Source organism: Sporosarcina sp. FSL K6-1522, assembly GCF_038622445.1.
GTDB lineage: Bacteria > Bacillota > Bacilli > Bacillales_A > Planococcaceae > Sporosarcina.
Genome location: NZ_CP152019.1, coordinates 900389 through 925307, shown reverse-complemented (window position 1 = coordinate 925307; position 24919 = coordinate 900389). Strand labels below are relative to the sequence as shown.

General features: G+C 40.6%; 30 protein-coding genes, 1 pseudogene and 1 other annotated feature. Of the genes and pseudogenes, 7 read left to right on the top strand and 24 right to left on the bottom strand.

Annotation, left to right across the window (positions count from 1 at the left end):
* Window positions 1-8: 8 nt before the first annotated feature.
* The 4 genes from MKY34_RS04490 to MKY34_RS04475 form a co-directional block, all read right to left on the bottom strand.
* The gene (locus MKY34_RS04490) at window positions 9-1067 is read right to left on the bottom strand and encodes an LLM class flavin-dependent oxidoreductase (RefSeq protein ID WP_342514025.1); all 1059 of its coding nucleotides are present in this window, start codon (window positions 1065-1067) and stop codon (window positions 9-11) included.
* 149 nt (window positions 1068-1216) lie between these two features.
* Complete coding sequence (locus MKY34_RS04485; protein ID WP_342514024.1) at window positions 1217-2158, bottom strand: ring-cleaving dioxygenase; 942 nt, start codon at window positions 2156-2158, stop codon at window positions 1217-1219.
* A gap of 53 nt (window positions 2159-2211) precedes the next feature.
* Window positions 2212-2655 (bottom strand): MarR family transcriptional regulator, encoded by a 444-nt coding sequence (locus tag MKY34_RS04480; RefSeq protein ID WP_342514023.1) that lies wholly within the window; start codon window positions 2653-2655, stop codon window positions 2212-2214.
* A 153-nt stretch (window positions 2656-2808) separates the two neighbouring features.
* Window positions 2809-3297, bottom strand: a complete 489-nt coding sequence (locus tag MKY34_RS04475) for a hypothetical protein (RefSeq protein ID WP_342514022.1) — start codon at window positions 3295-3297, stop codon at window positions 2809-2811.
* A gap of 209 nt (window positions 3298-3506) precedes the next feature.
* On the opposite strand from MKY34_RS04475, the gene MKY34_RS04470 reads away from it, so the two are divergent.
* The gene (locus tag MKY34_RS04470) at window positions 3507-4235 is read left to right on the top strand and encodes a sulfite exporter TauE/SafE family protein (RefSeq protein ID WP_342514021.1); all 729 of its coding nucleotides are present in this window, start codon (window positions 3507-3509) and stop codon (window positions 4233-4235) included.
* 386 nt (window positions 4236-4621) lie between these two features.
* Here MKY34_RS04470 and MKY34_RS04465 read toward each other — a convergent pair whose 3' ends face one another.
* The 18 genes and pseudogenes from MKY34_RS04465 to MKY34_RS04380 all read right to left on the bottom strand — a co-directional run bounded on the left by MKY34_RS04465 (window position 4622) and on the right by MKY34_RS04380 (window position 16393).
* Window positions 4622-4873: a DUF3221 domain-containing protein gene (locus MKY34_RS04465; protein ID WP_342515190.1), complete on the bottom strand. Its 252-nt coding sequence runs from the start codon at window positions 4871-4873 to the stop codon at window positions 4622-4624.
* A 46-nt stretch (window positions 4874-4919) separates the two neighbouring features.
* A pseudogene (locus tag MKY34_RS04460) lies at window positions 4920-5033 on the bottom strand (4Fe-4S ferredoxin); the annotation flags it as partial.
* Window positions 5034-5049: 16 nt separating this feature from the next.
* Window positions 5050-5547, bottom strand: coding sequence for a flavin reductase family protein (locus MKY34_RS04455; protein WP_342514020.1), 498 nt, complete (start codon window positions 5545-5547; stop codon window positions 5050-5052).
* Window positions 5548-5665: 118 nt separating this feature from the next.
* On the bottom strand, window positions 5666-6289 hold the full coding sequence (locus tag MKY34_RS04450; RefSeq protein WP_342514019.1) for a superoxide dismutase: 624 nt from the start codon (window positions 6287-6289) through the stop codon (window positions 5666-5668).
* A 166-nt stretch (window positions 6290-6455) separates the two neighbouring features.
* Entirely contained in the window at window positions 6456-7106 is a 651-nt protein-coding gene (locus MKY34_RS04445; protein ID WP_342514018.1) for a metalloregulator ArsR/SmtB family transcription factor, read from the bottom strand.
* Window positions 7107-7237: 131 nt separating this feature from the next.
* A complete protein-coding gene (locus MKY34_RS04440; protein WP_342514017.1) occupies window positions 7238-7630 on the bottom strand; it encodes an ATP-binding protein in 393 nt (130 codons plus the stop codon).
* Window positions 7620-7772 (bottom strand): histidine kinase, encoded by a 153-nt coding sequence (locus MKY34_RS04435; RefSeq protein WP_342514016.1) that lies wholly within the window; start codon window positions 7770-7772, stop codon window positions 7620-7622. Before MKY34_RS04435 ends, MKY34_RS04440 begins: the two co-directional genes overlap by 11 nt.
* Before the next feature lie 108 nt (window positions 7773-7880).
* The gene (locus MKY34_RS04430; protein WP_342514015.1) at window positions 7881-8375 is read right to left on the bottom strand and encodes a response regulator; all 495 of its coding nucleotides are present in this window, start codon (window positions 8373-8375) and stop codon (window positions 7881-7883) included.
* A gap of 44 nt (window positions 8376-8419) precedes the next feature.
* Window positions 8420-8644 (bottom strand): histidine kinase dimerization/phospho-acceptor domain-containing protein, encoded by a 225-nt coding sequence (locus MKY34_RS04425; RefSeq protein WP_342515189.1) that lies wholly within the window; start codon window positions 8642-8644, stop codon window positions 8420-8422.
* 81 nt (window positions 8645-8725) lie between these two features.
* On the bottom strand, window positions 8726-9133 hold the full coding sequence (locus MKY34_RS04420; RefSeq protein WP_342514014.1) for a hypothetical protein: 408 nt from the start codon (window positions 9131-9133) through the stop codon (window positions 8726-8728).
* A gap of 105 nt (window positions 9134-9238) precedes the next feature.
* Window positions 9239-9430: a hypothetical protein gene (locus MKY34_RS04415; protein ID WP_342514013.1), complete on the bottom strand. Its 192-nt coding sequence runs from the start codon at window positions 9428-9430 to the stop codon at window positions 9239-9241.
* Window positions 9424-9894: a hypothetical protein gene (locus MKY34_RS04410; RefSeq protein WP_342514012.1), complete on the bottom strand. Its 471-nt coding sequence runs from the start codon at window positions 9892-9894 to the stop codon at window positions 9424-9426. Before MKY34_RS04410 ends, MKY34_RS04415 begins: the two co-directional genes overlap by 7 nt.
* Before the next feature lie 418 nt (window positions 9895-10312).
* Window positions 10313-11185, bottom strand: a complete 873-nt coding sequence (locus MKY34_RS04405) for a tetratricopeptide repeat protein (protein ID WP_342514011.1) — start codon at window positions 11183-11185, stop codon at window positions 10313-10315.
* Between the two features lie 12 nt (window positions 11186-11197).
* A complete protein-coding gene (locus tag MKY34_RS04400) occupies window positions 11198-12145 on the bottom strand; it encodes an ATP-binding protein (RefSeq protein WP_342514010.1) in 948 nt (315 codons plus the stop codon).
* A gap of 198 nt (window positions 12146-12343) precedes the next feature.
* Complete coding sequence (locus MKY34_RS04395; RefSeq protein ID WP_342514009.1) at window positions 12344-13285, bottom strand: cation diffusion facilitator family transporter; 942 nt, start codon at window positions 13283-13285, stop codon at window positions 12344-12346.
* 20 nt (window positions 13286-13305) lie between these two features.
* Complete coding sequence (locus MKY34_RS04390) at window positions 13306-13629, bottom strand: metalloregulator ArsR/SmtB family transcription factor (RefSeq protein ID WP_342514008.1); 324 nt, start codon at window positions 13627-13629, stop codon at window positions 13306-13308.
* Window positions 13630-13789: 160 nt separating this feature from the next.
* The gene (locus MKY34_RS04385; protein WP_342514007.1) at window positions 13790-15535 is read right to left on the bottom strand and encodes a GMC family oxidoreductase; all 1746 of its coding nucleotides are present in this window, start codon (window positions 15533-15535) and stop codon (window positions 13790-13792) included.
* An 18-nt stretch (window positions 15536-15553) separates the two neighbouring features.
* A complete protein-coding gene (locus MKY34_RS04380) occupies window positions 15554-16393 on the bottom strand; it encodes a gluconate 2-dehydrogenase subunit 3 family protein (protein ID WP_342514006.1) in 840 nt (279 codons plus the stop codon).
* Window positions 16394-16609: 216 nt separating this feature from the next.
* On the opposite strand from MKY34_RS04380, the gene MKY34_RS04375 reads away from it, so the two are divergent.
* Both MKY34_RS04375 and MKY34_RS04370 read left to right on the top strand, forming a co-directional pair.
* Complete coding sequence (locus MKY34_RS04375; RefSeq protein ID WP_342514005.1) at window positions 16610-17035, top strand: GatB/YqeY domain-containing protein; 426 nt, start codon at window positions 16610-16612, stop codon at window positions 17033-17035.
* 270 nt (window positions 17036-17305) lie between these two features.
* Window positions 17306-17539, top strand: a binding site (T-box leader).
* Window positions 17540-17774: 235 nt separating this feature from the next.
* Window positions 17775-19124 (top strand): amino acid permease, encoded by a 1350-nt coding sequence (locus MKY34_RS04370; RefSeq protein WP_342514004.1) that lies wholly within the window; start codon window positions 17775-17777, stop codon window positions 19122-19124.
* 55 nt (window positions 19125-19179) lie between these two features.
* Here the strand turns inward: MKY34_RS04370 and MKY34_RS04365 are convergent, their stop codons facing one another.
* Entirely contained in the window at window positions 19180-19881 is a 702-nt protein-coding gene (locus MKY34_RS04365) for a hypothetical protein (protein ID WP_342514003.1), read from the bottom strand.
* Between the two features lie 190 nt (window positions 19882-20071).
* Between MKY34_RS04365 and MKY34_RS04360 the strand changes: the two genes are divergently transcribed.
* Window positions 20072-21610 carry a diguanylate cyclase gene (locus tag MKY34_RS04360; protein WP_342514002.1) on the top strand — a complete coding sequence of 513 codons (1539 nt, stop codon included), beginning with the start codon at window positions 20072-20074 and terminating at the stop codon, window positions 21608-21610.
* Between the two features lie 47 nt (window positions 21611-21657).
* Here MKY34_RS04360 and MKY34_RS04355 read toward each other — a convergent pair whose 3' ends face one another.
* Window positions 21658-22182 (bottom strand): CueP family metal-binding protein, encoded by a 525-nt coding sequence (locus MKY34_RS04355; protein WP_342514001.1) that lies wholly within the window; start codon window positions 22180-22182, stop codon window positions 21658-21660.
* A 263-nt stretch (window positions 22183-22445) separates the two neighbouring features.
* Here MKY34_RS04355 and MKY34_RS04350 point away from each other — a divergent pair, with 263 nt between their 5' ends.
* The 3 genes from MKY34_RS04350 (at window position 22446) to MKY34_RS04340 (ending at window position 24708) form a co-directional block, all read left to right on the top strand.
* Window positions 22446-23363, top strand: coding sequence for a YafY family protein (locus MKY34_RS04350; protein ID WP_342514000.1), 918 nt, complete (start codon window positions 22446-22448; stop codon window positions 23361-23363).
* 67 nt (window positions 23364-23430) lie between these two features.
* The gene (locus MKY34_RS04345; protein WP_342513999.1) at window positions 23431-23919 is read left to right on the top strand and encodes a GyrI-like domain-containing protein; all 489 of its coding nucleotides are present in this window, start codon (window positions 23431-23433) and stop codon (window positions 23917-23919) included.
* A gap of 240 nt (window positions 23920-24159) precedes the next feature.
* Window positions 24160-24708 (top strand): cupin domain-containing protein, encoded by a 549-nt coding sequence (locus tag MKY34_RS04340; protein ID WP_342513998.1) that lies wholly within the window; start codon window positions 24160-24162, stop codon window positions 24706-24708.
* The last annotated feature ends 211 nt before the right edge of the window (window positions 24709-24919 follow it).

Here is a 24919-nt window from a genome sequence, read left to right as displayed (position 1 = left end):
GCCCCTCCTTATTTCCCTGCTGTATATTTCTTAACTGCTGGCATAATCTCCGTTGCAATCAGCTCAATATTTTTCGCGATTTTATCAAACGGTACGCCACCAAAGTCGATTTGTGCCATGAAACGTTGTTGACCGTATAGCTCATGCTGATAAAGCATTTTCTCAATAATTTGCTGCGGACTACCAATCATGAGTGCATCGCGTGTATCCGTTGCCTGCGCAAATTGTTGCTTCGGATAACCGCCACCTCTTAACGCAATCATCCCAGAATTGGCATGTGGGTAATATTCACGTAGTGCATCCTGTGAATTTTCCGCGGTGTAAAATAAGCTCGTTGTCGCAATTGGTAACGCCGCTGGGTCAAACCCACTACGCTGTGCCGCCTCGCGATAAGCATCTACAGATACTTTAAAGTTAACTGCCGGTCCTCCAAGCGTCGTCAACATCATTGGTACACCTGCATATCCCGCTTTAATAGCACTCGCAGGTGGTCCTCCTACTGCACGCCAAATTGGTAGATGCCCGTTTTGCGGTTGCGGTAAAATTTTCGCATTTTCCAATGGAGCCCGGAATTGACCTTGCCATGTCACTTTTTCTTCCTCATTTAACTTCAGCAATAAATCCAGTTTTTCTTCAAATAACTCTTCATAGTCACGCACATCATAACCCAGCAAGCTGTAAGCCCCTACTCGCGAACCACGCCCTGCGACAATTTCCGCACGCCCTTTAGAAATCAAGTCAATCGTCGCAAAATCCTCATACACACGAACCGGATCCGAGACACTTAACACCGTTGCAGAACTCGCAATTTTAATATTTTTCGTCGCCTGTGCAATCGCGCCTAATACAACCGTATGTGCTTGTGTTGTAAAATGCGTCTGATGACTTTCACCGACAGCAAAAACATCTATTCCTGCCTCATCCGCTAGCTTACTTGCTTCAATCAGCTCTTGAATGCGCTGCTCAGCACTGATCAACGTGCCTGTATGCGGATCACGTAAATGATCCCCCAGCGAATACAAACCAAATTCAAGCCCTTTTGTTGTATCAATACGGTACTTTTCCATAATAATTCTCCTTTTTTCGTAAAATTAAGGTCGCGTTACCCTGCTAACCCCTATACACTATGTGAATGATTCGATGACGGGCATAACCGTGTCCATGGTGAGCATAACTTAATCCATAGCGGTCATAAGTTACGAGATGGATTAATCACTTAATCAATCGGTTGTAATTTCGCTTCTATTTCTGCACGCCTCGCTTCTAAAAACGGCGGCAAATCTAATTTTGTTCCTAACGCCTCAATCGTAGAATCCTTTGTAAAGCCTGGTCCATCTGTCGCAATTTCAAATAGAATGCCATTCGAATCACGGAAGTATAAGCTTTGGAAGTAAAAACGATCGATAACGCCTGACGAATCAAAACCACGTTCTTTCACGACACCATCCCAATAGCGCAATTCTTCTTCGTTCCTCACACGAATTGCCAAATGATGAATACTGCCTCGACCTGGTTTTTCACTTGGTCCTTCCAGCTGTTTCACAACAATCTCGCCAAATGCTTGCCCTGCAACTGACTGATAGATCGCTTCCTCTTCAGAATACGCTACCTCTACATAGCCAAATATGTCACGTAATACTTTAGCCGTCCGTTCCAAACGACGCACTGTTATCTCTGTCGGCCCCATCCCTAAAATGCGATGCTCTTCTTCTACAGAGGAATCTTCCCACGCTGCCCAAAACTCAGGAATCTCTTCATCGTTATTGTTTAATAAAATCAGGCGTAAGCCTTCTGAATCCTCAAATGGTAAAGCCGCTCGACCCGCATACGTTGTAATTTCGCTGTGCTGCACATCCAATTGCTCAAAACGTTTTTTCCAGTACGTTAAACTTTCAAGTGATGGCACGAGCAAGCCAATTTGTGTAATGGCATTTGTGCCACGGACTGTTCTCCCCGCCATCGGCATTTCAAAAAAGGATAACTCCGTCCCTGCACTTCCCGTTAAATCTCCATAAAACAAGTGATACATCGATGGGCTATCTTGGTTAACCGTCTTTTTCACACGGCGTAAACCCAATACTTCTTTATAAAAATAATTATTCGTCTCCGCATTTTTTGTGATCATTGAAATGTGGTGATGTCCTGGAATTGTGTACATAGTAGTTCCTCCTATTTTTTAAATTGATTAGTCAAGTGATAATGTAAAAAAAATCACTCTGGCGGTAATTCTTTTTTTTGACTGTGCTTATGAACACGTGTCATTAATGTATATAAAGTTTTTTCTTCTTCTTTGGTTAATACATCTTCAAAAAAAGATGATTGAAATGCTAGTTGAGCGGGCATTGCTTCTTCTAAAACAGCCTCTGCTTTGTCCGTTAAGCTAATCATTTTTGTTTTCCAGTCTTGCTTGCGTACAATGTAACCTTCTTTTTCAAGCCTCGCAAGCATGCGTGAAATGCCACCTTGCGTCACCGTCACCTTGTCTGCTAACTCACTTTGCGTCAGTGGCTGGTATATCTGAATTTGTACAAGCACATCAAATTGTGCCGTTGTTAACTCAAAACGCTTTAAAAAATCATTCGACAGTTGGTTGCTCTGGTTTGTAAAACGCATTAAGCGTAACCAAATGAGCGAGCCAATCGTATTATTACGCATCTCGTTTACCTCCCCATCACTAACACTACTATCACTTTACCACGCAAGTGATAAACAGTCAAGGTAAATCAATCCTGATTCTCCTAAATACAAAAAGAGCGCCCAATTCAGCACCCTCTTGTTTACTTTTATGCTTTTCACATTTCCGCCAATCTAACACATCACAATAATTTTAGAAGGCGTCGTTTGAGCTGGAATACTTCTAGTAGTCGCACCATAGACAACGATTAAATTTCGGTTGGCGATATTGCCCGTAAACGCTTGCCCATTTTCCAATACAATTTGCGTATGCGGGGACATCGTTAATTGTAACATGCCGTCGCTACTTACCAGCTGCCTATTAAAATAATCTACTTTGACATTCTGATAAGGTGTATCTTTGGCTATGACAATTGCTCGAAATTGCGGGGGATATATGAGAGGTGTCGGCGCATTTCCATCATAAAAACCCGTAATTCGATCCCCTACCGCTACCATTACATGGTCTACAAAATACGTCGTAGGTGCGACGACAAAATTGACAGATGACCCGTATCCGTCATCTACGGACAATAATTTATAACAACCAGCTTCATTATTTTGCCCAATTGAAAAATCATCAATCATCGTCACAATGCCACTAAACGCTTGAAAATTCGCCATTCCATTCCCTCCGTTACTCGTTAAACTGATATCTATATAACTTATGCGAACCTTACACTGCCTGTTAATGTTGCCTCGTGCTCACTTTTAGGCATTTGCGTGTATGATGCGACTTCATAAATTCAAATAAGTCCAGTAATTACAATGAGTTATGCGATAATATGAGTATAAGCTTTTTTGAAATGAGTTCCACCAACAGGAGGTACGTTTTGGAAAACTGGTTCGTATTCTTATGTATCATCATGACGGCTTCTATCCTACAAGCAAGCACAGGGTTTGGCTTCTCCATTATGGCGACACCTTTTTTACTCATGCTATTTTTACCGCAGGAAGCTATCCAAATAAACATCATTCTATCGTTACTAATCTCATTTGCTTTGATTTTTAAAGTATACAACGATGTGGATTTTAGGCTATTCAAAAGGTTTATTATAGGAAGTATCATTGGAGCACCTTTAGGGCTACTCGTCTTTATTTCAATGAATATCAATACGTTAAAATTAGGGATTAGTATCCTTCTTTTAGTATTAACCGTGCTATTAATGTGTAATGTACAAATTAAACCTACATCTGTTAGAGACTTCATTGTCGGCGGAATCTCAGGTGTACTAACAACAAGTATCGGTATGCCCGGCCCTCCGCTATTGCTCTACTTTACGGGAACCAACACTGAAAAGGCGAAGTTACGTGCAACTGCCTTGGCTTTTTATCTCTTTATCTATTCCATTAGTTTGATCACACAAATTACCATTATGGGGACCCATAAAATCATCTGGCAATCTAGTCTATATGCCGTTCCAGTCGCATTGATAGGATTATTCATAGGGCAAATGATTTTCCACAAGCTCAACCAACGGCTTTTTAGAGTGTTTATCTATGCTTTGCTAATTTGCACAGGTGTTTTCCTTTTGGTTGAAAGCTTAAGTTCATTATCATAGAGGTTCCCTGCGATAGCGAGTGAATTCGAGAACTCCATAGCATTCCTAATGAGACTGTCAAAAGCATGTCCACAACAACTCGATAAAAGTGAAATCGTTTTCTAATAACCCCTAAAACCATCGTGCCATTTGAACACGATGGTTTTAGTTAAATAACTGAGTATTACTTGTTACAATAACCCCAAACTACGTTTTCCTTTTTTCACAAACGGAAAACTCCCAGTCGATTTACATGCATAACTATTAATAGAAAAACCCTTGATTTAATCAAGGGCTCACGTGCTTGCATATCCTGACAGTCACGCATTTTTGATGACAAACTCATATTCTTCCTCTCCCTGTATAACAACTACCTTCCAACTAGTCGCCACGTCATCAAACACAATTCAACGAATAATCGTCGTACCATCTGACTTGTCTTTCGCCATTTCAATCGCTTTGACAATGACCGCTGATTCCGAGAGAGTCGCATTTTCTGGCTTGTATTCAGGAAGGACTTCCACATACTTCGCACTTCCCTGTCTTGGATAGGAATACAAAATCATACCGGTATCTTCTACCTTCACACGCTGTCCAACCTTCAACTCACTAGCGGCATTCGGATATTTATAAAACACCGCTCCGTAATAATCTTCCACTCCGCCAGTTGCACTAAATTCCTCTAGCGTGGTATCAACGACTAGTATTTGGATCGATAAGAAACTGATTGTCGCCAAGCGCGATACAATCCACGGGACACACTTCCACGCAATCCGCTGCGCGTTCCGTTATACACTCTGAAGTTATACCAAATGCCATTCCCCCCCTTTCCTAGTTACTTATGAAAACTAGCTGGCAGTGCACCCATCTTTCTTCCGTGATAAACAAGAGGCCCTTTCTTGTCAACATCAATGGCAATGATTTCTCCAATCAAAATCGTATGATCTCCTGCCTCGATTTGTTTAAAGGTCTTGCATTGTAATGATGCCATTGCCTCTTTAATAATGGGTAATTGATGCTGCGATAGAGACCAATCACAATTGGCAAACCGGTCTTGATGACTTCTTGCGAATAAAGAAGCAATATCTTCTTGATTATCGGCTAATAAATTAATGGCAAACCGATCAATCTTTTTAAATGTTTCATACGTAGAGACTCTCTTATCAATGGACCACAAAACAAGCAATGGATCCAATGACACCGATGCAAACGAATTCACCGTTAAGCCAATTGGGTTATTATTGTCATCGATTGCGGTCACAACGGTCACACCAGTAGGATAATTCGCCATCGCGTCCTTGAAAGCGTTCGTTTTCTCAGAATTACTCTGCATTCTATCACTCCCTTAAATATAATTGATTCTTTAACCCTTCTTTAGAACACTGCCAATATCCTTCATTTTTAATAAACAGGATAAGCACCTAAAAGGCCACTTATCCTGTCGTGAGTGATTAGTTATTCAACGCTTGCTCATACTTCGCAGAAACTGCATCCCAGTTCACAATTTTAAAGAAGTTTGCAATATAATCAGGTCTTCTGTTTTGATACGCAAGGTAATAAGCATGCTCCCAAACGTCGAGACCTAGGATTGCTGTTTCGCCTGTCATAATTGGGCTGTCTTGGTTTGGTGTGCTTGTTACCTCGATTTGTTTGTCGGAATTGACAACTAACCAAGCCCAACCAGAACCAAATCGAGTTGCTCCTGCTTTCGCAAATTCTTCCTTGAACTTATCAAAACTGCCGAAACGTTTATCAATCGCTGCTGCTAAGTCACCTGTTGGTACGTTGTTTTCCGATGGAGCGGCAAGCAATTCCCAGAATAATGAGTGGTTGAAATGACCGCCTCCATTATTTCTAACAGCTGCACGGATAGATTCAGGTAGCGCATCGATATTTGCCAGTAGTTGCTCTAGCGTTTTACCGCTTAACTCTTCATGCCCTTCAAGTGCAGCATTGAGATTGTTCACATACGCCTGATGATGTTTGCCATGATGGATTTCCATCGTTTGCTGATCGATAACTGGCTCTAACGCATCGAAACCGTACGGTAGTGCTGGTAGTGTAAATATAGTCATTTTAAAGTCCCCCTAATATTTATCATTCATTTAATATACTTTATAAACCTTTTAGTATATTAAGTGTCTATCATGATAATAGAATAAGCGATTAGTGAAAGTCAATCGAGTTGCCTGCATACACCTATCCACTATATTCAAGAAACGCAAAAAGGCCACTCTCCTATTAAGATGACCTTCCATGATCCGCGGTAAATTCAATAAGAAAATGGCAATGGTTATCCCCATCAGCCTTACAGCTTGTCCGTCGTACACCACTCGTATTTAACACTTCTTTAAACATGTTCGTCTCACAATTACAGGCTTGCTCAAAGTTTTTAGCTACCTCAAAAATAGGGCAATTATGTTCAATCAACTCAAACTTGTTGTCATCTATTTTAATCACATCAGCCATATAACCTTTTTTGACTTGAATATTCTTCAGCGTTTCCACCATTTCTTCATTGGATAAGGTGTTTTTCATATAAGAAGAGTAATTGTCGGCTAGTCTTTGACGCCTCTTTTCAAATAGCTGGTCAATGATATCATTTCCTTGAAGCGTCTGAAGATCATTCAGAAAATCAACAGTAAGATTATCATAACTCTTCGGGAAAAGTACATCTGCTTGCGATGTTAATGAAAAAACTTGAACGGGTCGTCCTAGAGGTTGTTTTAGTTCAGAGATATGGATAAAAGAGTCCCTTTCAAGGATATTCAAATGTTTTCTGACGGCCATTTCAGTAATTCCCAACGCTTGCGCCATCTGACTTACTGTCATTTCAGTCTCTTTTTTCAATAAATTTAGTAGCTTTTCTTTTGTTGTTAAACGAGTATCCATCTCTTTTCACCTCCAAGTACCTTATCATAGCATGTCTATTTCACAATTTGTTGTATGTCGATCTCCCGCTATAACAGGATTCATGTTATAGCGGGAAATCACAACATACTATCTAACCGGTAATTGAATCGTTATCTTCTACAATCTTTATAAACAATAAAAGATACCGTAGTCCCACGATTAAGTTCGCTTGTAATATGCAAACCTTTGCCAAATAATCGCTTTATACGAAGGTCTGTATTCAACAACCCGATGCCCGATTGACAATTAGACGTTTTAGCTAATAACCCTTTTAATACAGCTTCATCTATCCCGACGCCATCATCTTCAACCGATATTTCCACATAAGTATCATGGTCAGCAATGCGAATGGTCAATTGGCCACCTATTACACGACCTATCAGACCATGACGTATCGCATTTTCGACCAACGGCTGAATCGTCAATGGAGGAATCAGCAGATCTAGGCACTCATCCATCTCCCAGTTCACACGCAAACGATTGCAAAAACCGTTACTGCTCAATCAACAAATAGTCCTGAACAAGACCGATCTCTTCGGCAATAGGAACAAGCTCATTACTATTATCAACTTGAAACTTCCCACGTAACAAACGACTAAAGGCTTCCAAGACCTTGCGCATTCTTTCTAAATCAATTTCACTCAAAGCAATCACCGTATTCAATGCATTAAATAAGATATGCGGCTAGATTTGTGCCTGAAGCCAAGCCGGCTCCATTCGTAACCGCTCATGCATCGATTGTGTAACACTCGTCTAAGCATGAACTCTCGACCTGAGTTCTAAAGCATCCACAGGCTTTGTTACATAATCATTAGCACCTGCTAAAAAGCCATTTTCAATATAGGCTGGCCGACTTCTAGCTGTCAGCAGCAGTATCGGAAGTTCTGTCATCGAAAAGCGTTGACGAATCATTTGTGTCAGTTCATATCCAGACATTTGTGGCATCATGACATCTGAAATGACTAAATCCCATTCTTTTGCATGCAGTGCCGCCAATGCTTTTTCACCACTTGTTACTGCCAAAACGTCACAACGGTCTGCGAAAAGAATACTATGAATGACTTGTAAGTTAATCGGATTATCGTCTACAACGAGTATTCTTGATCGATTCACAACAAATTCTTGTTGAGCTTCATATTGGTCGAAAGACGTAGCTACTGCCAACCCCATAAGAGTATCGGACGCCCCCACCTCATCGACAATCGGTTCATCAGATATCGGTAATGTAAAAGTAAATGCTAAGTCCATACCAATTCCTGTATCCCAAATAACAATATAAGCATTTTTCCCCTTTACATATCCCTCGATTGTAATTTCGGACTACCTTCCTTTAGACTCGTCACGTCAAGCAAATCATTTAACATGAGTGACATACGCCGCCCAACGGATAAAACGGTTTCCATGTCGGTTAGACTGTTCGTACTCAATGTCTGCCTTTCCCTCTCAAGCACGGCTTGCGACGTATTCAATATGCCGTGAAGCGGATTACGAAGTTCATGGGAAGTATTGGCGAGAATTTCATCTTTAAATTTATCTGCCTGTTGGAGTTTCTTTGCCAGTTTCTTCGTTTCTAAATGGTTTTGGTGATAATGTCTAAACTAAACAGCTACCAAACAAACAACGGAGAGTATTAAGTCAAATGGATAATACATCACTTTGATACCCGTTGTGGTAAAAATATTCGACCATACAAAGTGGTGCCCCATCGAGACGATAGACATCATCAACAAAAAACTTCCATGATGGATTGTAAAGGATGCTTGAAGCAATGCGAACGCAGCGAACAAAGCCGAAACTACTACAACTGCAAAACACAAGCTTGGTATCACAGACAGGTATTGTAAGGGCAAAATAATCGTCAACAATGCCAATGCGAGCAAAGAAAGACAAGTCACCTTAAATGCCCAACTGTAACCAAGTGGGAGCCAGTCTAGTAAAATTTGTTCATCACTTGCCAATAGGTTGTAGAGCATCATGCCGACTGCTGCCATCGCAAAATACAGCAACCTTTTATCCTTAAATCCTACAAAGAATAATATACAGGCGAATAACGCATGTACTAAAAATATAACAGCAGTGATAAGTTGTAAGTTCTCAGGGAGTCTGACCTCTCATGCAATGGCATCTTTCGTTCCAAACTTAACCGATTGAATCAGCCCACCTCTATCGGGTGCCTGAAAGTTTGACGCTTGGATTACCACCTCAATTACACCGTCATCATTCATGAATAAGGACGAGGAGTAAGGGATATTCCACCCAACCGAATCTTCCTCACTTTCCCCTCCCCCTGATTTCTCTAGCAACTGCCCGTTTCCGTACACGACGCACTTCGAACACCGGAAATCCGAATGCCATAGATTGAATCGATTGCCGGATTAACGAGAATGCGTAAACAATACGAACCATAACCGTACGGGTTAGGATCTTCCGGGTTCAACGAAGCATCCCAATTTCCTGGAACGGTAATAGGCTGCGGCTCTTTCACATCCGTATCCTCGCCATCTCCAAACCATGTATAAGGATTGAACGTCCAGTCACCATCTAACGTAATAGATGGATTCTCTGAAAAATCCCAGTTTCGTAAATCCAGTTCTCCACCTACAATTTGTGGTTGATCTGCATCCTTAAAAGCCGTTATCCAAAATAAACGCAAGCCCGTAAGGAACATAACGAATAAAACCGCAACTGCAAATAATCTCCATCTTTGCTTTAACTTTAGCATAAAGAGAATTGGAAGACTCCTTTGATTTACATAAGAATATGACAACTATATTCCACTAACCCAAAAAGCCCTTCGACCAAAAATCATCGAGGACTTTTCAGTATTGGTATTTAAGACTATATCAATTACGCCTCGGCGTAATTGCTTCCAGATTTTTTTCGAGCTCGGGGCCAACAGGATGTTGGTCATGCAGTCTAAGTGCGCGACAGGACGTCGCGCACTTAGACTGCCTTCTTAGCTCCCCTAAAAAATCTGTGACATCCACCGGAGGCTTTATCTTCGTTCAGCGGGTGTTTGAACACCCACTGAACAGGAAACAAAACCACATTTATCTCGCCACCTATCGAGGTGGGAGTTTTCTGTAGCTGACGCTTCGCTCTCAGTACAAAAAGATTTGCTGAATGAAGATAAATTGATAACTGTAAAGATTGCAGTCACCTACACAACAATCGCCTAGCATTATTTACACCTTTACAAATGGTTTGCCAAACACTTTTACATTGACAATCATTTTTGTTGTCCAATGAGCAGCAACATATAAAATAAGAAAGACAATGACAAGCGGCTTAAATAATATCCAAGCGGCAAACCACGAAATAAATAAAACAATTGGTTTCACTTTCGATAACCATCTTGCCGGCACCAAGAACCATTGGTACACTTTGTATTGCTTTTGTAAAATCTCCAAATACTCTTCTCTGAGTTGTTGACTATCAGGTTTTAATCGGACCGCACTTTCTAAATAGAACAACGCCTGTGCGTAATCTCCTCTTTCGTTTGCTGCCCAAGCCAAATACATAAAGGCCGTTGGATTCTCTGGATCTAGTTGCAACGCTTGTTCCTCCGCTTGAAGAGCAAGTTCTTGGTTCCCCAATATACTTTCAACATAACCGTAATTTGCAAGATACATTGCATTAGAAGGTTCAATTTTTAAAGCGACAAGAAAGGCCTCTTTCGCCTTCTTAAAATCCCCGCGTTGATTATAAATGTTACCTTCTAAAAAATAATAATACCCTTCTTCTGGAAACAGTGTTAAAGCTTCTTGGATTGCAGTCATCGTTTCATCATATTTTCTCTCCGTATACAGCGTCCCTACCCTAGTTGCCCATGCAACCTCATTTTCTGGATCTTTCCTCAATGCTTCTAGTGACCAATGCAAAGCCTTTTTGAAGTCATCTTGCTGTAAATAGATTTTACTGAGTGTGGCATAGCCATCCGCATCTTCAGGGTATTGTTGAATATAGTTTTCCGTCTCTCTAATAGCTTCTTCCAAACGACCCCACTCATATAATTGTTCAATCCGGAGGAATTGTGCATATTGCGCCTCTTCGTTCACGCATCCCACACCCTATCTAATCTTATTGTCTTTTAAATAATCCAGTACTTGTTGATAGTCTTTATTTACATCACTAAAGGTCGCATAATTTTTAGCGGTTGAAAACCATTCCAAAGTCGTTGGCTTACGTCGGATCAACGCTTCATTTAAATCATTATTCGTTAACGGTTGCAATTCGCCCGTTTCCAATGAACGATGTAATGCAGTCTCGATGGCATCTCCAACAAGTTGTTCAAGATCTGCCCCTGAAAAATGTGCTGTTTTACTAGCAATTTTTTTATGATTAAGTGAATTCTGGGGTTTATCTTTCAGCTTTAATTTTAGAATGAGCTCTCTTTCCTCTTCAGCAGGTGGGGAAATGAATAGCAATTGATTGAAACGGCCGGGTCTCCGCAATGCAGAATCCAAATACCACGGCGTATTCGTTGCGCCAATGACATATACCCCATTGTTATGAGAAGCTAAGCCATCCAACTCAAGAAGTAACTGATTAACAAGCATCCGCTCATGATGCTGTCTCATGTTTTGTCGGTTTCCGCCAATGGCATCCAATTCATCAATAAATAAAACACATGGTTTGTTTTCCCGCGCCGCTTCAAATACATCGTGAAGATTATGTTCACTTTCCCCTATATACATTGACAAAATCGCCTGTAATTCCATATGTATGAAGCTAGCGTTTATTTCACCAGCAATCGCTTTTGCCAAAAAGGTTTTCCCGCAACCTGGTGGTCCATAAAGTAGTAAGCTTCCTCCCGCTTCTTTGCCATACGCTTTAAAAAACTCCGGATTTTTAAGAGGAAGGATAAAATTCATCTGAATCTTCTTCTTAACTTCCTCCAAACCACCAACGTCCGCAAAAGTTTCACTCGGCTCTGTCTTTTCAATAAGCGTATTTCGATCTTTATCAAATTGAATCACTTTTAGCTGTTTTCGTTTTCCTTCATGATCAATTGTCATAATAATCTCCCCTTAAAAACCCGTGACATCCGCTTTTATACTTTGAATATTGAAGTTATTCTATTGGTTAATTTTAGAATATGGTGTAAAAAACGTCTACGGGTCCAAAGACACAGCAAAAAAAGTGCCAGTCGCTCAAAAATACATTTGAGTGACTGGCATTTCAACACTGGATAAGGGTATATTGCGGATAAAAATTTAATGATGATGGTGATGCCCCGATGATTCAGCTTTTACTGTACATAAAATCGAATCATCATGCGGATGTGCAGATGTTTCTAATTGGATTGTTACATGCCGAATGTTTTGATGCTCAAGATTATGCTCGATTTTTCGTAGTAAGGGTTCACTTTCAGCAATAGTCATGTTCGCATCGACAACTATATGGCAAGATAACGCATTCAACCCACTCGTAATCGACCAAACGTGTAAATCATGAACACTTTCAACACCTGGTATTTGTTGAAGCGTTTGAATCACATCATCGATTATAACATTTTGCGGTGTACCTTCCATTAGCACATGCAAACTAGACTTTGTTACAAAATAACCACTACGTAAAACGAGTATAGCGACAATGACACTCGCCAATGGATCCGCCCAGCCCCAGCCAAAAAACATCATCAGCAACGCTGCAACAATGGCCCCAACTGAGCCAAGCATATCACTAATCACATGCAGGTATGCCCCGCGCATATTCAAGTTGTCTTCTACATCCCCGCCACGCATCATTATCCATGCCACCAAAATATTGACAGCTAAACCAATACTACTGACAATAAGCATTCCGGTTGTCGCCACTTCAGGCGGATTGGCAAAGCGTTGAATCGCTTCATAAAAAATATACAAAGCAATCAATACAAGCGTCACACCATTTAACACAGCCGCTAATATTTCAAAACGCCTATAGCCAAATGTCTTACTTTGACTCGCTGCCTTTGCGCCGTATGAAAAAGCGACTAAAGCAATCCCCAATGACACTGCATCACTTAGCATATGCCCTGCGTCTGATAACAAGGCTAAACTATTGGTAACAAAACCCCCAATAACCTCAACAATCATATAACTGGCAATGATAAAAAATGAGATCAGCAATACTTTTTTATTGGTACTATGTGTATGTTCATGATTGTGTCCCATACTACCCCTTCCCTCTCTACTTAGTTATGCGTCGCATGCTCAATCGCTTGCGTGAGCAAATTCATCACGTGGTCATCATCTTTCGAATAATAAATCGTTGTACCTTCTCTTCTAAATTTCACCAACCGTAAATTTTTCAAAAAGCGTAACTGATGCGAAACTGTCGACTGGCCTAAATCTAACGTTTCTGCGATATCATTGACAGAATGCTCTTCCACGCATAATAAATTTAAGATACGTATACGTGTTGGATCACTCAATGCTTTAAATGTTTGAGACACCACAAATAATGTTTCTTCGTCCAAATGCGATACATGGTGAATGATTGACTCTTTTTCATTCATAATTTATCCGCCTCCTATAACTATATATGAGCATATATTCATATACACACTAATATAACATGTATGGGATGTGTGTCAACTGAAGTGAAATGATGCTAGTCACCCAAACAAACACATTAGTTAGAACTAACGTGTTTGAACAAGCAACTAGCACCATGAATCAAATACTATGACTTTTTTGTTCGCCTTTCACTAATTGACCACCATTCTTCAAGTAATTCACAATTCCCTCGGACGCACGGTAAGCCAATGCTCCCACTGTTGCCGTTGGGTGATGCCCCGCAAATTGTGGAAAGGCAGATGCGCCCACTACGAAAAGATTATTGACGTCCCACATTTGCAAATAATTATTAACCGCAGACGTCGCTGGATCCGTTCCCATAATGACGCCGCCTGCGTAATGCATACCATCATAGATATGATCAAATTCTTCTGGAACCTCATCCTCGTCAACGATGTCCGCGCCCATTGCTTCCATGATTTCACGTGATTTCTCGATGCCGAATTTAGCCATATTCCGGTCTTGATCCGTATATTTATAAGTGACACGCAGTAGTGGATCATTGAAACTGTCCGTATACATTGGATCCAAATCTAAAAAGTTATGCCAATAGGACATGGTTGCCATTGTATACCATACGACAAGGGAGCGATTTGCATAATAGACTGAGTTCTTTTTAAACTCTTCGCCCCATCCTGGTGTACCTTTTGGCACGTGGTTGGTCGCAATTGCTCCGTCTCCGTATTGTCGTAATTCGATTCCACCACCATTGATAAAGTCTACATTGGAATGATCGAAGTTATCGCCTGCAAAATCACTTAACGTCGCACCTAATGCGCCAGCTCCCATGTAATAATTAAATTTCTTGTCTTTGAAATATCCTCTCGCACCAAGAAAAGTAATATTAAATTGAGCATTAAAGTTTCTTCCAATTACACCTGTTCTCGTTTTCGGATCATAAGGCTGTCCAATCTTAGATAACAGTAATAAACGATTGTTCGTAAATGTGAAGGCAGCTAGTACAACCACATCTGCAGGTTGCTCAAATTCTTCTCCAGTCATAACATCCGTATAGAGGACACCTGTTGCTTTACCATCATTGTATAAGACACGACGAACATAGGCACCTGTTCTGGCTTCGAAATTTCCGGTCTTCATGGCTGTTGGAAGCACCGTCACCAGTGGATCAGATTTGGCACCGAAGTCACATCCATAATGTGAACAAAACGAACAAAACATGCACTGATTCATCTTTTCCCCATCAGGATTCGTATAAGGTTGCGATAAATTCCCTGACGGCACTCGATAAGGGTGGTAACCCATTTTTTTCGTAGTTTCCATAAACAAGTTGACAGCTGGCGATGACTTCATTGGCGGATTAGGATAATCACTGGAACGCATATCACCAATTGGGTCCGGTTCCCCTGAAATTCCTGCGGTTTTCTCCCAACGATCATAGTACGGTTCCATCTCATCGTATGTGATACCCCAGTCTTGAATGGTCATATCAGCGGGAATCTTTTTCTCTCCGTAACGTTCAATCGTTTTACTACGAATTTCAAAATCATAAGGCTTCCAGCGATATGTCGCACCTGCCCAGTGCACACTCCCGCCCCCCAAATCCGTGCCTACCATTACTTCTTTACGTGTTCGAACAGGCAATGCTGTTTCGTCGATATAATTTCGAGACGTAATGGTTTCAGATGCTAGGTTCTGCATCATCTCATAACGATCCGTATAACGTAGCTCATCTTTCACGCCAATATAGTCTTCCCGGGTCACATTTTTACCACGTTCTAACGCAACGACTTTATAGCCTGCTTTTGAAAGTTCGGCAGAGACAACACCACCTGCCCAGCCTGTACCTACCACCACTACATCCACTTTGTCTAATTTAATGACCATTTCAATTCCCCCCCTAAATTAATGACCTTGATAATTCCGTAAACTTTCTGGTTCCATTACAATGAATTCTTCCGCTTCAATTGTGTCCAAGTAACTCATTCGCGGACCCGGATATTCTTTCATCTTCCAGCCCATCATGTCCTTATTACCGCCATATACCGGATCGGCATAAGCCCCTTCAATCGTCACCTGTAGAAGCATATAAAAGAAGTTCGAAGAGCCTACACCTTTCAGTTCGACTTTATCTTCCTCAAACATACGCAGTACTTCGTCTTGCTTTTCTGGCGCTAAGTCAACAAATCTTGCCCCGAAATCCTCTTGAGATACTTGGTCTATTCTCCGGAGTCCCAACGTAAAAATTTCACCGCGATTTAATATAGACTGGTAGCGCGGCGTGGGCGTCGGTACTTGAGTCGCCGCATTCGGCCCTTGGCTATCCTGATTACCGCTGTTATTATGATTACCCGCTGCTTGGATATTTGTAATAAAAGGACCCTTCATATATTCCTTGGCATTCATCCCCCACTCACCCGCTAATTGCTTGTCGATAAAGTACGGGACACCTAACTCAATAGCACCGGGACCTACATCATCTTTAGGAAAAAGACGTTCGGTTGCAGCCGACAAAATTTTAAAATCTTCAGCGCGATTAATAAACACACGGGCCTCTTGTAAACCGCCACTAATTTTCTCATCTGAGAACGCCGCCAACTCCGGCTTTTTTTGAAACTGGTTTGTTAACAGGCCTCCAAATAGACCTCCACCCACTAATCCTCCAGCAACTAATCCCGAATTTTTTATAAACGTACGTCGACTCATCCCGCTTTTCTCGTTTGTGCCCGTCGATTTGTCTGCCACTTCGTGCTCCTCCTTACAGTTCCATTCATATATTACTTACCACCCATAATCGCCAGTATCATCCAAATCTATTCATTTTTTAATCAGGCTTGGAATTTTATTCAACTATATCCTGACTATGGGACACCAAAACAAATGTATTAGGTAATACCCTTCATTTATGCGATAATACAAGGATGCAAAGCACTGTTAACCACTAATGGGAGGCGATTCACAATGTTAAAAACAACCGTATTCGAACAGTTAAAGAATGCTATGCGAGAAAAGGATGTGCTCTCAAAAGGAGTACTGACATTATTGAAAGCAGCATTGGATAGCGCGGAAAAGGAAAAAGGGGCAGCTCTTTCAACGGAAGAGGAAGTAGCCATCGTCAACCGTGAGATCAAACAGACCAACCAATCACTAGATGGTGCACAACAAGCACAGCGTGAAGACTTAATTGAACAAGAAGAAAAAAAGTTAGTCCTGCTCAAAAGCTTCTTGCCTGCGCAACTTAGCGAGGATGAAATCACAGCGATGCTAACAGAAGCTGGCGTTACAAAAGGTATGAATATGGGTGAAGCCATGAAAATCGCGAAACCATTACTTGCTGGGAAAACAGACGGCGGTACGATGTCGAAAGTTGTTAAAAATTTAATCTAATTTCAAATGGGGTTTCTGTGCGACTTAATGATTTCTCGCACAGAAGCCCCATGTTTTTTCGGCTGCTATCACTTGAACGAATTCGGTTTGTTAGCACGCAACATTCAATAAGGATCATGCTAATCCATAAAATCTAAAAATCGGCTCCCTCAAAAATTGATTTAATCATTCGAACAATCCCCCAAAATAGTATTTTCGAATAAGGATTGACAATACAATTATATCTCCGTATAGTAATGACATTCATCACGTTCGCAATATATTGCATTTCACAACACAATGATTGGGAGTAGTAAGAGTCCATTATTCGGTCAAGAGAGCTGCGGGTTGGTGCAACGCAGTCCAATAATACTTTGAACTCGCCCGGGAGTGGTAAGACGAAAAGAATAGTTAAACTATTCTTATGTTTTAACGAGTAACCTCCGTTACAAGGTTTTAAAGCTGGGTTCGTTATGAACCAACAAGAGTGGTACCGCGGTTTGCCTAAGGCTTATCGTCTCTTCTTTCATTTAATTTATGAAGGAAGAGACGATAAGCCTTTTTCTATATAAATTGAACTTATGATTTTCATCTACTCTCCAGCGAAGGCGCCTTACAAGCGGTCGCCGAAGCCGGAAACCAGGCAGTGGTTTTCTGCCTGGCTTATGGCGGGAGGCATCCGCAAGCGCCGAGCGTTGTTAGTGGAATTTTTTAGTTCGACCTATACAGATCTATTACATTTATTAGTGGAGGGATTGTTATGGAGAAAAACAACCAGCAATTACAACGGACAATGACTTCTCGCCATATTATGATGATGGCTTTAGGAGGCGCTATTGGAGCCGGATTATTTAAAGGTAGTAGTTCAGCCATTGATATGGCAGGTCCATCGGTTATCTTTGCCTATTTGCTCGGTGGAATTATTCTATTATTCGTTATGCAAGGTCTAGCTGAAATGGCTGTTCGTAATCGGAACGCAAGGACATTTAGAGATTTAGTAGAATCGATTCTCGGAAAATACCCCGCTTATTTTCTAGATTGGATCTATTGGAAGATGTGGGTATTAAACATTGCAGCTGAAGCCGTCGTTGCAGCCATCTTCCTACAATACTGGTTACCGGAATATCCGATTTGGATACTCGCCCTATGTGTATCTGTCGCTGTGACAGCCATTAACTTACTGTCCGTAAAAGCATTTGCTGAAACAGAGTACTGGCTTGCTCTAATTAAAATCACGGTGATTGTTGTGTTTATTATTGCTGGACTATTGCTATTACTCGTCACTTTTGGAGATCATACAGCTGTTGGTTTTTCTAACTTAACACAGCACGGTGGCTTCTTTCCTAACGGATCAACAGGGTTTATTGCAGCGATGCTCGTTGTGATCTACTCTTATGGCGGAACCGAAATTATTGGTGTTACGTTAGCTGAAACGAAAAACCCGGAAAAAGTTGTTCCGAAAGCCGTTCGTAATACATTAGTACGGATTATTTCCTTCTATATCATTCCGTTCTTCATCATTGTCAGTCTAATTCCATGGACAGAAGTGAACGGCGTACCTGAAAGTCCGTTTGTGATGGTATTTAAAATGATTGGGATTCCAGGTGCTGATCACATTATGAACGCTGTTATCCTACTAGCGATTATTTCATCGATGAATTCTGGTTTATATGGTTCGTCCCGCGTTCTATACACACAAGCTATGGATGGACTTATGCCAAAAATCTTTGCCCGTCTATCTAAAAAAAGCGTGCCTACTTATGCAATTTTACTATGTACTTCTTTTTTATATCTTGGTGTAATCATTTCTTTGTTTGCAGGAAGTAAAACATTTGAATATTTAATGGGATCTCTAGGATATACGGTTTTATTTATCTGGTTAATCATTGCGATTGCTCATCTTAAATCACGTAAAACAATGCCTGAACAAACAAGCGGCTACAAAGTGAAATTCTATCCTTATACAACGTGGGTAGCCGTTACTGCTTTATGTGCTATTCTAATTGGAATTATCTTTACGACTTCTATAGTCATCACGAGTATTACCCTATCGATCTATGTCCTAATTACGTTAAGTTATGTTTTCAAAGGACGCTTCGCCAAAGCCTAATAGTGAAAAAGGTGCCAGTCACTCAAATAAAACATGAGCGACTGGCACTAATCACTTACCCTTCTTGCTCTTCCTCAACAGAAGCTTTCTCATTCATATCATTCGAGGACTCTTGTGCTTTTCTAATTTGGTTATGCATTGCGCTATCAAGGCTTCGCATACGTCCAGCGAGTTCTTCAATTTTCTTCGCCTTACTTTCTGAAAATGTCCCGCGTTCCATGTCATTTTTCATTTCTGTTTTAAGTCGACGATGCGCATTTTCAAGAGGCACTTTCACTTGCTTTAACGCATTAACTTGTTCGAGCGATTGAACAAATTGAAGCAATGATGTCAATTGTACGCTTTCAGATTTCTCTTGTGATTCAGCAGCAGCTTGTTGCTTTTCTTCTTTCTCACGCTGCTCTCGCTCACGTTTCTGTGCTTCTATCGCTGCCATTTGCCCTTCGATTTCAGCAATTTGTTCATCGAATGCCCCTAGCTGCTCTTTAATTGTCGAAAGTTCTTCCCCAGCTCCCAATGTACGTTCTATCAAATTACTTTTCGCCTCTTGAACTTTTTGGCGTTTCTCCATTAAGCTTTCAATCATATTGGCAGACCTTTCCCGCCAATCCCCTAACCGCGCCCGCGCTTCGTCGCTAATGAAAATAGAATCTCTTTTGCCAGATTTCTCTGCGTTCTCGTTATTCGTTTTATGGATGATCTGCGGTGAAAAAGTTTTTGTGACCGGACTTACTTTTAATCCACTAAACACTTTCATTTCCCAACACCCCCTATTCAGTTTCTTATCTTTTTATATCGACATATATTGGATATTGTTTAAAAGGTGCCAGTCGCCCAAACATAGAGGATGACATACTATTGGATTCCCGAATATTTATAAAACACAATACAACCGGGACAAATTAAGCTATTCTATAACTAAAGCTAATCTTTCGGAGGTAATCTAGTTGGAACTTAACAAAGCCTTACTCCTATTACTTACTCACGGTATTCCTATTTTGTTTTTTACATATATGGCAACTGACGTACTGTTGCGTAATAAGAAAAAAACTGAGCATATATTGCTAAGTCTAATTGCAATCTGTTATTTGTTATTATTCGTAGAAGAGTACGTGCGAAACCAAGTGGCTATCGACTATAGCCCAATCCTTTCTTCTATTTGGTTAAGCAGTGCAGGCTTTATCATTATTGGACTATGCTTTCATTTTCTTATTAAATTTACAGGCCTCTATACAAGCTGGCCCCGATTTCTATACCCTTACATCTTCTACTTGCCGGTGGTTTTCGTTGTTGTCAACATACTTACAGGAGCAAAGCTCATTTCTCCCCAAGAGTTTGTAGAAGTTGGCATGTGGAAACTTCCTGTATACAATACTGGATATTATATTGCTATGACCATCAGCATCGCGGTGGATGTTTTATATGTAATTCCATTGCTAATCGCCAAAGCAAAGGCAAAAAATCGTGAGCAAAAATTCATCTATAACCAACTTATCGTCGGGATAATGATTGCAGTCCTTTGGCATATCATTTTTGGCTACATCAACTACGGGGATCACCTGCCACCTTATCCGTACTTATATAGCGGCATTATATGGTGCTATTTCCTTCGTCGAACAATGAAAAAACATGATTTTCTAAATTTATATGACAAACGTTATGAAAAGCTATTCAACTTAAATCCATCTGCTATTCTTCTTTTAGATCAAAAAGGAAAGGTCCAAGATATGAATCCAGCGGCAAAAAATTTACTCGCTTCGCTACATCTTCAACCGACACATTTATTTCCTTTGCTAGATGATTCACTGAAAGAAAATATTTTTGCAGAAAAAGAAATTGCAGACTATCCAATAAACATTGCGAATGACGGTGTTCAATTTGCATTGCTTGTCAATGCTGACTATGTATGGGTCGACAATCGATTGCATGTTCTTTTAATCCTTCAAGATGTAACATTGCAGAAACGATACCAAGAACAAACAGAGTTTCTTGCTTACCACGACGCCTTGACAGGTCTTCCAAATCGACGATTATTCGACAAAAAGCTTGAAAGTGCATTAGACGAATGTAAAAAAACACAGAAAACACTTGCCTTGCTGTTGATAGATATCGATAATTTTAAATGCCTGAATGATACATATGGGCATCTAGCTGGCGATGAAGTGCTTCAATATACAGCAGGCATATTGCAAGATGCCGTTGCACAAACTGGCGTTGCCGCACGACTTGGAGGCGATGAATTCGTACTGTTCATCCAGCATTCTCCGTCTAAACAACAGGTCGACAAACTTATGGAACAATTGCAATCGACTCTCTCACGGTATACCGCTGAAAGATATAGGGATCTCACCGTCACCGTCGGTCTCAGCATCGGCCTCAGCCAATTTCCGAAAGACGCGAACGAAGGGCAAGCCCTTATAGACCATGCCGACCATGCCATGTACGAGATAAAACGCCACCGTAAAATGAAGACAATAAACGCATAGAAAAAGAACCGTGATACATGCCTTTAGCACATTCACGGTTCAAATTATTACGTTAGTTGCATCGTCGTAATACAAGTATTGTCGCCTTCAAAAGTAGAGATTTCAGATTCTACCGTTTTGCCATCATACTCGATTTTTACTTGATACGTTCGATCACGTGGTAACCATAGATCGATAAAACCATTTTCCAAAGACGCAATCGTTTCATCCACCACTACATTGCCTTCGTCATCCTCAATATACACAGCAAAATCTTTTTCGACTAACTCCCCTTGGCAGCCCGTTAAACTGTGAATCGCACATTCATGTGTAGTTCCGACAAATGGTGCAATCGACACAAAAAACTCGTTCTCTGGAAGGTCAAAAGAAGTCTTCTTCCCATTGTCATCTACAACTAGTTCATGTGAGGTAATCGATGCATTTACACCTTCAAAAGTACCCACACTATATTCATGGACTTTTTCTTTTATGTCCTGTGTCTCCCCTTCATCCGGCGCACTACTATCGTTGTTACAAGCCACTACTACCAAACTTAACAATAAACCTAACACTAAGAGTAAACCCTTTTTCATGCCGTATTCCACTCCTATTTTCTTGTCATATTGAACGATCAAGCTACTTTCATTTTATCATATACCCACTTGAATAATCAGTTTTCACCCAACGTTCGGAAGTCTCGGAAGTATTAAATCTCATCAAAAAATATCAACCTGTGTCCCTATTATGAATTTGGAAATCCTCTTAGTTTATGTGATACTACAGATACAAGAACGAATGTTTCATTCAGTAAAGGTTACAATGGAATTACACCAATATTAGTAAATGGAGATACCCAATGAAAATAGACAGATTACTAACGATGATCATTATGTTGATCAATCGTAAACAAATAAAGGCTCAAGAATTTGCTGACTTCTTTAATGTCTCTGTTCGGACGGTTTATCGGGATATTGATACACTCAGTAGTGCTGGCATTCCAGTCATCAGTTATCAAGGAGCCAATGGCGGCATTCGTCTGCTTGAAGGATATAAAATGGATAAACAAACGCTGACGAAAGACGAAATCAGCTCCATCTCCATCGCTTTAAAAAGCGTCCTTACCTCTTATGAAGACCTTCCTGTGAAAACTGTATTAGAAAAATTGGAGGGAATTACAGCAAAAGAAAAGCAACCCACTTTCGACTATCTATTTATAGATGATAGTCCATGGGGACAAAATGCTCGTTTGAAAGAAATAGTGACACTGCTAAAGCAAGCGATTACTACAACCACTTGTGTGAACTTTTCTTATGCGAGTAGCGAGGCAAACATCACTTTCCGCACTATCGAGCCACATACACTTGTTCAAAAAGGACGAACTTGGTATGTGTATGGCTATTGCCAACTTCGGCATGCGTTTCGCTTGTTTAAATTGGTGAGGATACGGGATCTTCAGCTTTGTCATACATCCTTTATTCGAAAAGAAGTGAATGAAGAAGAACTTCCTTGGGATAAAGCATGGTATGCACCGGAAAATGTCGTCACGTTAAGAATGGCATTTCATCCAGATATCCACATAAAAATCGAAGAACAATTTGGTGTGGAGTCAATCGAAACCGCTCAATCCATCGTTAAGATAGACATACCTGAAAACGAATGGTTATACGGATTTATCTTAAGTTTTGCGGATAAAGTAGAAGTGCTTGAGCCCTTGCATATCAAGGAAACCATTCAACAAAAGGCTCGAAATATCATTGGTTTATATAAAAAATGAATATGACATACTGTTGTCAAGTTTAGGTTGTTATAGTGAAAACAAACCTAAAAAGGCGGCGAGAAAAATGAGTGAACCAGTATTAAAAAAGAAAGATGCTTTTTGTATGATGGGTACTTCAGTAAGAACAACAAATGCAAATGAAATGACAGCAGATGCGAAGATCGCAGGACTATGGGAACGATATTATGGACAGAAAATCTACAAGGGGATTCCGAATCCAGTAAATGTACCCGTGACATATGGGGTGTATTCGAACTATGAAGATGGCGTACATGGAGAATATGATATCACGGCGGGCTTAGAAATACAGGAGACGAGCAAATGTCCTGAAGAATTCGTTGTTAAAACCGTTCCTGCTGCAACCTATTTGGTCTTCACATCTGAAAAAGGCCCCATTTCAGAAATCGTCATTACACTATGGCAAGAAATTTGGCGTTGGTTTGAACAACAGGAAGTAGAAAGGACGTATACGGGCGATTTCGAGCTCTATGATGAAAGATGCGAGAACCCACAGCATGCGCAAGTGGATATTTATATAGCCATTCAAGCATAAAAAAGTGGATAAAGGCCTGTATTGATTTCCTTGCCTTTAGGAGACCAATACAGGCTTTTTTCATATTAAATCCGTTGAATCAACACAATTCCACCCTATTCACCTGGCTCCACATTCTAAAAGGAACATAATATGAAAATCGTTCTCTTACCAAGGCGATGAAGCACACACCGGAACCTTCCCATCATGCGGAACATACGATAGCTTGAATATCATCTGCTTAATGGAGGAGTGTTATAGATGTATCCTTATGCAAATATGCCTGTCTATCACTATGGGTATATGCATCATGCTGATCCTTGGAATTGGGCAAATAATACAAGCTACGCACAAACATTTGCACCACCCTTCTATGATGCATCAAGATCAATCGATGCCATACATGACGACTATGGAAAAGAACCTCTCGTCATCAATATAGACCAAGCTGCAAAACAAAACCATACATTCCGTACTGCCCTGTGGACCGGTAATCATCTGCAAGTTACTTTGATGAGCATTGATGTTGGAGATGACATTGGGTTAGAATTACATTCTGATGTCGATCAATTTCTGCACATAGAAGAAGGAACAGGATTGGTGCAAATGGGGCCAAGTAAAGAAGCATTACACTTTGTAAGACATGTCAGCAACGGATCCGCTATTATGGTGCCGGCTGGCGCATGGCATAATATTACCAATACAGGTAGCATACCGTTAAAGCTGTACACCATCTATGCACCACCTGAGCACCCATTCGGTACCATTCACAAAACAAAAGCAGACGCGATGGCTGCTGAAGGTCATTAACGAAAATAATGATATAAATGTTTGTACCATTCTAGTGCTTCTACCACTAAAACCTATGAAAGCAGTTATTCTATTCTGCAAAACCGGAAATGTTCAGATCTAAATCTGGATGTTTCCTCTTTTTTGGTTGTCATAGTAGAAGTATTTTTTATTCATGCCACTATACAGTTGAGATATATAGTTGAACTGTATATAATCTAACTATGTAGTC